The organism is Kitasatospora sp. NPDC085895 (assembly GCF_040702125.1).
GTDB lineage: Bacteria > Actinomycetota > Actinomycetes > Streptomycetales > Streptomycetaceae > Kitasatospora > Kitasatospora arboriphila.
In genome coordinates this window covers 1-8313 of the sequence record NZ_JBFBJY010000159.1, presented here as the reverse complement: position 1 = coordinate 8313, position 8313 = coordinate 1, and the positions used below count along the sequence as shown (strand labels likewise).

The 8313-nt window shown below is 69.4% G+C and carries 8 protein-coding genes and 1 pseudogene; 8 read left to right on the top strand and 1 reads right to left on the bottom strand.

Going from position 1 to position 8313, the window contains the following annotated elements:
* Positions 1 to 193: 193 nt before the first annotated feature.
* Positions 194 to 1471 carry a TIGR02679 family protein gene (locus tag AB0442_RS40960; RefSeq protein WP_366168617.1) on the top strand — a complete coding sequence of 426 codons (1278 nt, stop codon included), beginning with the start codon at positions 194 to 196 and terminating at the stop codon, positions 1469 to 1471.
* 328 nt (positions 1472 to 1799) lie between these two features.
* Here AB0442_RS40960 and AB0442_RS40955 read toward each other — a convergent pair whose 3' ends face one another.
* Complete coding sequence (locus AB0442_RS40955; protein ID WP_366168616.1) at positions 1800 to 2642, bottom strand: helix-turn-helix transcriptional regulator; 843 nt, start codon at positions 2640 to 2642, stop codon at positions 1800 to 1802.
* 103 nt (positions 2643 to 2745) lie between these two features.
* On the opposite strand from AB0442_RS40955, the gene AB0442_RS40950 reads away from it, so the two are divergent.
* The 7 genes and pseudogenes from AB0442_RS40950 to AB0442_RS40920 all read left to right on the top strand — a co-directional run bounded on the left by AB0442_RS40950 (position 2746) and on the right by AB0442_RS40920 (position 8289).
* On the top strand, positions 2746 to 3456 hold the full coding sequence (locus AB0442_RS40950) for an SDR family NAD(P)-dependent oxidoreductase (protein ID WP_366168615.1): 711 nt from the start codon (positions 2746 to 2748) through the stop codon (positions 3454 to 3456).
* Between the two features lie 39 nt (positions 3457 to 3495).
* Complete coding sequence (locus AB0442_RS40945) at positions 3496 to 3735, top strand: hypothetical protein (RefSeq protein WP_366168614.1); 240 nt, start codon at positions 3496 to 3498, stop codon at positions 3733 to 3735.
* A gap of 101 nt (positions 3736 to 3836) precedes the next feature.
* Positions 3837 to 4445 carry a winged helix-turn-helix domain-containing protein gene (locus AB0442_RS40940; RefSeq protein ID WP_366168618.1) on the top strand — a complete coding sequence of 203 codons (609 nt, stop codon included), beginning with the start codon at positions 3837 to 3839 and terminating at the stop codon, positions 4443 to 4445.
* 580 nt (positions 4446 to 5025) lie between these two features.
* Entirely contained in the window at positions 5026 to 6495 is a 1470-nt protein-coding gene (ltrA, locus tag AB0442_RS40935) for a group II intron reverse transcriptase/maturase (protein WP_366168613.1), read from the top strand.
* A 113-nt stretch (positions 6496 to 6608) separates the two neighbouring features.
* A pseudogene (locus AB0442_RS40930) lies at positions 6609 to 7166 on the top strand (transposase); the annotation flags it as partial.
* 153 nt (positions 7167 to 7319) lie between these two features.
* Positions 7320 to 7778, top strand: coding sequence for a hypothetical protein (locus AB0442_RS40925; RefSeq protein ID WP_366168612.1), 459 nt, complete (start codon positions 7320 to 7322; stop codon positions 7776 to 7778).
* A gap of 283 nt (positions 7779 to 8061) precedes the next feature.
* Complete coding sequence (locus AB0442_RS40920; protein ID WP_366168611.1) at positions 8062 to 8289, top strand: hypothetical protein; 228 nt, start codon at positions 8062 to 8064, stop codon at positions 8287 to 8289.
* Positions 8290 to 8313: the final 24 nt, after the last annotated feature.

The window sequence follows — 8313 nt, the reverse complement described above, 5'->3', positions numbered from 1 at the left end:
GATAAGCGCCACACGCTGACCCGCCGTCGGATAGATGCGATACGAGTACCGAAGGTGCACAAGATCAACCTACCGAAGGCCACTGACAACGGCCTGCGGCAGAACATCCGAAGATCACTCCGCCACTTCGCGGCTCCGGTCCAAGGACCCATTCCTCCCCGGCCTGAAGGCCGGGGCATCCTGGGAGATCAAGGTGACGCTTCCACCGCAGACCCGCACGTTCCTGGCCCAGCCGGACCTCGGCCGGATGTGGACAGCAGTCCACCACCGGTTGGAACGCAACGGACTCCAGCCGAACGGCAGCATCCGGCTGAACGACTGCACCGCGGCCGAGCGCGAGGCCCTGTCTTTGCTGCTCGGCCGCCGGGTCACCACCAGTACCGCCACGATCCGGCTGGCGGACCTGGACAGCAGGCTGCGAGCCACTGCGGCAGACTGCGGACTGATCGCAGCCGTCGAACAGCTCGGGCTGTCGCTGACCGACCGGCGGGCGGCGCGAGACACCGGACGGCAGGAGCGGGCCGCGCTATGGCCAGCGGCCGAAGCGGCGATCGCCGCATCCCCGCTGGCCGGTCAGGACTGGGTGCGCGGCTGGCTCGACGACCTGCGCCGCACCGGCGCGCTCGGCAGGCTCGCACCCCAGGATGCGGCGGGCGTGCTCCACCAGACGATCCGCGTCCTCGGGCTGCTCCGGACCGACCGGGACGAGGAAGCGGCGCCGTACGGCCGCGGAGAACTCGCGACCCGGGTGACCGGCACGGCACACGGCCTGGACGACGACACGGTCCTGTCCCGCCTGGTCCTGCGCGGCCTCGCGCGGGCCACGGACAGCGAACCGCCCGAGGACGCGCCCGGTCGGCGAGCCCTGTGGCGGGCCGCAGCCGTCGTCCCCGACGAGGTATCGAGCACCGTGCTCACCTACGGCCTGCGTCCAGTGGGACACGGATGGCGCGAACGGGCCTTGCGGGAACGAGCCGACCACCATGCCGAATCCCACCTGACACTGCGTGAACTGCGCGAGCTGAACGTCGTACCGCCCCCGGACACCCTGGTGCACATCTGCGAGAACCCCCGCGTGGTCGAGGCAGCGGCCGAGGCCCGCTGCGGGGGCGTCCTGGTCCGCACCTCGGGCAGCGCCTCCACCGTCGTCCTCGAACTCCTCGACACCCTCGCCGACGCCGGCCTGCCGCTGCGGTACCACGGTGACTTCGACCGGCCGGGCATCGCGCTCGCCAACCGCATCATCCGACGGTACTCGGCCCAGCCGTGGCGGATGGCAGCCGAGGACTACGAACAACTCACCGTCCACGCCCGGGACCAGGGCAGCCCCGGCCTCCCACTCGTCGGCGCCCCGGTGGAGGCGAGCTGGGACGCCGACCTCGCCGCCGCCATGACGGTACTGAACGTGGCCCTGCACGAGGAGTCGGCACTCGACCGGCTCGTCGCCGACCTGGCGCCGGGGAGAACCTGACCACGGGACCAGCCGCCGGGAGAGCGTGAGTCGGTCAGGACGAAGGACTGAACCTGGCTGTAGCGGGCTCGGCTCAGCTTCGAAGCCCCGGTGTTGGGTCGTACTGGCCATCCTCTTCCTTCGTCGGCGGGTCCGGTCCCGGCGTGGTTCAACCACCCACGCCGGGCGCGCGGACGCCTCGGCGGCACAGTCCAGGCTTCCCACCCGGGCGCACCGTTCTACGGGCCGGGCTGGTCCGTCGCGAGGCCAACCCGGCTTAGCGAGAAGCCCCGGCGTTTACGCCAGGGAGGAGTCACGCCCCGTTGTCCCAAGGCGTGGGGCATGACCTTCAGGTCAGGGCCTGGGTGCCGATGGTGGCCAGGAGGTCGAACTGGGCAGCCGTTCCGGTTCCCTCCGGCGCGGAGAGGACGGCGATGCGCAGGTCGTGGCCGGGGATGGTGAGGGTGTCGCAGTCGACAGTGACGGGCCCGAGGTCGGGGTGGTGGACGGTCTTGCTGTCAGTGGTGTGGAAGCCGACGGTGTGGGAGGCCCACAGGTCGTCGAAACGGATGCTGGCGCGGCGCAGGTCGGTGATCAGTGTTCTGAGCTGCTTGTCCCTGGGGTAGCGGGCGGCGGAGGAGCGCAGGTCGGAGACAAGTGCGGTCTCGAAGCGCATCTGCTGGTCGGGGGTGTGGGTGACGCGGGTGGGCCGGTCGGTGAAGTGCTGCCAGACGATGTTGGCCTCGCGGCCGCGCCACGGGGAGGGGTCGCCGACGAGGGCGGCCCACAGCGGGTTCCAGTAGATGAGGTTCCAGGCGGCGTCGTGGACGCTGAGCGGGGTGGCACGCAGTTGGTCGAGGAGACGCTGGACGCTGGGCGGGATGTGGGCGGAGATGCGGCCGGTGGCGGGCGGAGCCTGGCCGGCGAGCAGATAGAGGTGGTCGCGTTCGGTGTCGGTCAGGCGCAAGGCGCGGGCGAGGGCGGCCAGCACCTGCGGGGAGGGCGAGGTGGCGCGGCCTCGCTCGAGGCGGGTCACGTAGTCGACGGAGAGGCCGGCGAGCTGGGCGAGTTCTTCGCGCCGCAGCCCAGGTGCGCGGCGGACGCCGCCGAGTGGGAGGCCGAGGTCCTGGGGGCTGGTGCGGTCGCGCCAGTGGCGCAGGGCCTGACCGAGGGCTGCGGGATCGTCGTTCACGCAGCCATTGTCCGCCGGGTGTGCGGGAACAGCCTGGTACTGGCCGACCCCCGGCTGAGGAGAGCTCTCCCTAAGTGCTTCCGTGGCGCGCAGGCTGAGTGCCATGACAACAGTCACTGTGATCACCGGGGCCAACAAGGGCCTCGGGTACGAAACGGCCCGTCGTCTGATCGAGCAGGGTCACACCGTCTATGCCGGCGCCCGTGACGCCCACCGCGGCGAGCAGGCCGCCAAGGCCCTCGGAGCCCGGCCGCTGCTGATCGACATCACCGACGACGCGTCCGTGGCCGCCGCTGCGGACCGGGTCCGGGCCGAGGCCGGGCGGGTGGATGTGCTGGTCAACAACGCGGGCATCGCCGGACCGCCCGCGCCCGCCAGCGAGCTGACCGCGGCCGACCTACAGCAAGTGTTCGATACCAACGTCTTCGGCGTGGTGCGCACCACGCGCGCCTTCCTGCCCCTGTTGCAGGAGGCTGCCCGGCCCGCGATCGTGAACGTCTCCAGCAGTCTGGGCTCACTGGCGATCAATGCCGACCCGGCCGTCCACACCGGCATCCTCACCGCGTGGGCGCCGCTGCTGGCCTACAACTCCTCCAAGGCCGCGCTGAACATGCTGACGGTCGTCTACGCGCAGGCGTTCCCGCAGATCAGTGTCACCTCCGTCGACCCCGGATTCACCGCGACCGACCTCAACGGCCACCAGGGCACCCAGAGCGTAGAGGAAGGCGCCGCCGTGATCGTCACGGCCGCCACCGCCGGCCCCGGCGCGTCGAGCCCCGCCTTCACCGGCGCCACCGGCCCCGTGCCCTGGTGACCCCTTCTGACTTCCTGTCTCCGACCGCAGCCCGCGGACGTGCAGCACCACCCAGAAAGCACGCTCATGAGCTGCGTTCACCAGAAGTCCCTCGACACCGCCCAGGCGTTCATCACCGCATTCGAGAACCGCGACCACCAGTACGACGAGCGCGGCCGTCTGGCCCAGGTGTGGGACCCGTGCGTTGCCAACCCGTTGAAGATCACGTCTCCCCGCGAGGGCGTTGTCGAACGAGTCGCCCACGCTTCCCATGCTCGGCTCGATTCCCGCCTTGAGTAGTCGTGTTGCAACGACCGCTTGAGTCCAAGTTGGCACCCGTGGATGCTCTCCTGTGTGTCAACCCTCTCGCATTGATCAATCGGTCCGCCCGCGCCGAAAGGATGCCGGGCCGACCCGGGCTGTCAAGGGCGCCTTCAGCGTCGCTGCGCGATGGGCTGCGCCCACCCTGGACAGCCCGGACCAGCCCGGCGGCGGCTGGCTATCGGGCGGCCCCCAAGGTCTGGCATCCGGTAGCTGCCCGACGACGGGCATCCTGTGCCCGGTTCGAGGCGGGCGAGAAGACATCGGCGATCGCCCGGGATCTGCGGGTCAGCGAGCGGTCGGTGGAGCGGTGGCGGTGGGCCTGGCGGGAAGGCGGGACGGATGCCCTGCGCTCGGCGGGTCCGGCGAGCGTGCCGAAGCTGTCTGTGGTCCAGTTCGCCGAGCTGGAAGCGGAGTTGAGCAAGGGCCCGGCCGCTCACGGGTTCGAGGACCAGCGCTGGACGCTGGCCTGGGTCCAGGCGGTGATCGGACGCCGGTTCCGGATGCGACTGTCGATTGCGACGGTGTGGCGGCTGCTGAAGCGGCACGGCTGGTCCTGGCAGGCCCCGGCCCGCCGGGCGCTCGAGCGGGACGAGCACGCCGTGGAGCTGTGGAAGCAGGAGGTCTGGCCGCGGGTAAAGCACCGCGGCGGCGCTCGGGGCCTGGCTCGTCTTCGAGTTGCGCCGTGAGGCGCTGTGATTCGTGTGGAGGTGAGAGACCTTCACCGCCGTTCTGTCGTAGCAGAGGGGTGGAGCTGAGGGCAGCCTGATCCGGGTGATGCCGGGGAGGGCGGGAGCGGCCCTGACAAAGCCGGGACGTGCCAGCACTGCCAGATGGTGCGGGTCCGGCGAGCGGGATGGAGAGGAGTACGCGAGGAACCGGCGTCTTTACGTCTCTTAACGACTACACCGGCTCGAATCTGGCGGATCTGGGCCGGAGGCGGTGCGTACTCGATGCCGCGGGCAGCGGGGAACTCCTTGATCGGTATTTCGAAGCCGTTCGGGAGGCCACGAGGAAGGTCTACGGCGTACTCGTGGCGATGCCGCAGGGACACAGTCGGGCTCCTACTCCAACGAGCGAATCGCAGTGAACACGGGAACCACCCGGTCTCAACTCCCCGGGCGTGCACGGCCAGTGCTCAGCTGGGGATAGGCGCATCGACCGCTGAACGGTCCGGGTGGGGCGGAGCCGCCGTAGTACTCCGAGCCGGGGAAAGCCCGCGCACATGGGGAAGGGCGGCAGCGGTATCGAGGAGGGAAGGAGACTGCAATGCCGAAAGACGCACCGCTGAACAGCGGCGCTCTGCTGGAGACGGACCTGGTGGGTCCACGCCAGCGGGTATCGGAGATGCAGGCCAAGCTTCACCGTTGGGCGGCGGCCGATCCCGGCCGCCGGTTCGATGATCTGTTCAACCTCGTGCACGACCCGGCGACGCTGATCGCGGCGTTCGATCGGGTCGCCGGCAACCGGGGAGCCCGCACTCCCGGCGTGGACGGCCTGACGGCCGCCGACGTTGAGGAGCGCTTCGGGGTGCCCGGGTTCCTTGACGGCCTACGGGCCCAGCTGAGGCAGGGCTCGTTCCGGCCGCTACCGGTGCGGGAGCGCAAGATTCCCAAGCCGGGCGGGTCGGGGAAGGTGAGGCGGCTGGGGATTCCCGTGATCGCCGACCGGGTCGTCCAGGCCGCGCTGAAGCTGGTGCTGGAGCCGATCTTCGAGGCCGACTTCAAGCCGGTCTCCTACGGGTTCCGGCCCAAGCGGCGGGCCCAGGACGCGATTGCCGAGATCCACTTCTACGGCACCCATGGCTACCGGTGGGTGCTGGACGCGGACATCGCGGCGTGTTTCGACGAGATCGACCACGTCGCACTGATGGACCGGGTCCGCAGACGGATCAAGGACAAGCGGATACTGGCGCTGGTGAAGGCGTTCCTGAAGTCCGGTCTCCTCACAGAGCTCGGTGAACATCAGGAGACCTTCACCGGCACGCCGCAAGGGGGCATCATCTCCCCGCTCCTGGCGAACATCGCCCTGTCGGCGCTCGATGAGCACCTGCACCGGGCATGGGAACCGGGCGGAGAACTGTCCACCAGCAGTCGGCGCGAACGGCGAAGCGCCAAGGACCTGCCCTCGTGGCGGCTGGTCCGTTACGCGGACGACTTCGTCGTCCTGGTCCACGGGACCAGGCAGGACACCGAGGCACTGCGCGAGGAGATCGCCCAAGTGCTCCAACCGATGGGGTTGCGGCTCTCGGAAGCCAAGACCCAACTGGTGCACCTGAGCGAGGGGTTCGACTTCCTGGGGTTCCACATCCAGTGGCGCCGCAAGAGGGGAACGGACAAGTGGTACGTCTACACCTTCATCGCCGACCGGCCCCTGCGATCGGCGAAGGCGAAGATCCGTACCCTCACCCACAGAACGTCGCAGCAGGACCTGGCCGTGGTGCTGATCAATCTGAACAGGGTCACCCACGGATGGGCCCACTACTTCCGGCATGCCGTTGCGAAGCGCACCTTCAGCAACCTGGACAACCTCGTCTGGTGGCGGGTTATCCGGCTGCTGCAAGAACGGCATCACTGGAACTGGTCGGACGTCCGCAGACGGCTCACCACCCCCAGCGGGCGGTGGCTTCCGATCGCGGCGGGCGAGATCGAGTTGCGGAAGATCAGCGCGATTCCGGTCACCCGGTATCGCTGCCGTGGCAACAAGATCCCCAGCCCCTGGGTCCCCGAGACCACCTGACGGCAGAGACCGTGGAGAGCCCGTTGCGTCGAGAGGCGCACGGCGGGTTCGGCGAGAGGTCCGGGGAAACGGACCGGGAGCAATCCCGGCACCGCGCCCCGGGCCTACTCAGCGACGAGGCCGGGTTCGCGATGACGTCGCCGCGCACCCGCACCTGGGGCCAGCGCGGGCACACGCCCGTGGTCCGGGTCCGGGGACGCTCCCGGCGCCGGATATCGGTGGCCGCGCTGTGCTGCTACAAACCTGGCGAGCAGAGCCGGATGATCTACCGGCCCCGCTTCCACCTACCGCTCAAGGGAGCCCGCAAGAGCTTCGCCTGGACCGACTACCGCGACCTCGCCGTCCGGGCACACATCCAGCTCGGCGGCCCTATCGTCCTGGTCTGGGACAATCTCAACACTCACCTGGCCGCCGGCATGAAGCAGTACGCGGCGGCGCACGACTGGCTCACCGTCTTCCAACTACCCTCCTATACGCCGGACCTCAACCCGGTTGAAGGCCTATGGTCGCTCCTGCGACGTGGTCCGATGGCGAACGCCGCCTTCACCGACCCCGACCACCTCACCCGCACCCTCCGCCGAGGCCTACGGCACATCCAACTCCGACCCGCCCTCATCGATGGATGCCTGGCTGGCACTGGCCTGCCGCTCACTCCACCGACCCCGCCCTGAAAACCTCAGTAGCGGGGATGATGACGGGGGGGGTGGGCGCCCGGTGTGTGTGGGGTGTGCCCACCGGTCCGGCCGTCTGTGGTCGGCCACTTCCGACGTAGACAGATCCCCCACACGGGTGATAGCCAAGTGGCTTAAAGGACAGGAGGATTCATGCCACGCCATCTGGGCCCGGTGCCGTCGGCACCATACTCACATCTGCTCTCCGACACCTCCTACGGGAACGCGCGTATCCGAGCGTCCACACCGCACCGCATCGACCTCGAACGGCCCGCCACCGGCAGCCGCAAGACCACCCTGTCCTGTGCGACCTGCGGCGACGCCGTCGACATCACCCTCCTCAGCATCGGCTCCACCAAGGCCTGGCGGCTCGGCTGGGCCGCCGGCGGAGCCCTTGCCCTCGCGCTCACCGCCTTGTGCGTGCTCGGCATCATCGACAATGGCCCAGAAGGCGGCGGATTCCTCCTGTCCACCGCCGGATTCGTCCTCGGCATCCTGGCCACCGTCTATACCTTGCTCCACTGGTGGCATGAGGACGGTGTCCGTGGCCCCGGCCTGCCCTGGCGCGCGGGCCGTCACTTCGTCCGCCATTTCTGGGCTGGCCCGCGCTAACCTCCGCGTTTCAGTTGGGGCTGGCTGAGCTGTGCTGATCTTCTGGGCGGCGGGGTCGGGGCTGCCGGCGGGCATGGTGAGGGCCCAACGCGGGGGGCCACGGAGCTTGCGTTACTGGGGCGGGCCCTGTCCACCAGCCTCCCTGGGCCTGCTGCGCCCGCATGCCGACACTGATTCCCAATCGGGCTTGTCAAGGGCCTGGGCAGCGGCTCGGAGGGCCTGCCGCCGATCGCCCTGGTCCTGGGCGGCGCCGCCCCGTGGGCTGAACAACCTGATCAACGAGGTGAAGGACCTCACCCACTGGCACTGGGCACCGCTGCGCCGGGATCCGCTCGATTTCAGTGAGCGGATCGCGATCCTGGCCTGCCACCTCGAGGCCCTGATCGAGCAGGGGCCGCATGTCGAGATCCGGTGGCGCTTCGGCGCCCACCAGTGGCAGAGCCTGCGCGATGCGCTCGCCCACACCGAGTACTGCACCCTGGGCTTGATTCGCTTTGACGGACACCCCTGATCAGGGGTGTCCGTCAAAGCGAAT

Excerpts from the sequence above, each read along its gene's own strand:
- ltrA (WP_366168613.1), top strand. The coding sequence starts at position 5,026 with ATGCCGAAAGACGCACCGCTGAACAGCGGCGCTCTGCTGGAGACGGAC.
- AB0442_RS40940 (WP_366168618.1), top strand. The coding sequence starts at position 3,837 with ATGCCGGGCCGACCCGGGCTGTCAAGGGCGCCTTCAGCGTCGCTGCGC.
- AB0442_RS40925 (WP_366168612.1), top strand. The coding sequence starts at position 7,320 with ATGCCACGCCATCTGGGCCCGGTGCCGTCGGCACCATACTCACATCTG.
- AB0442_RS40950 (WP_366168615.1), top strand. The coding sequence starts at position 2,746 with ATGACAACAGTCACTGTGATCACCGGGGCCAACAAGGGCCTCGGGTAC.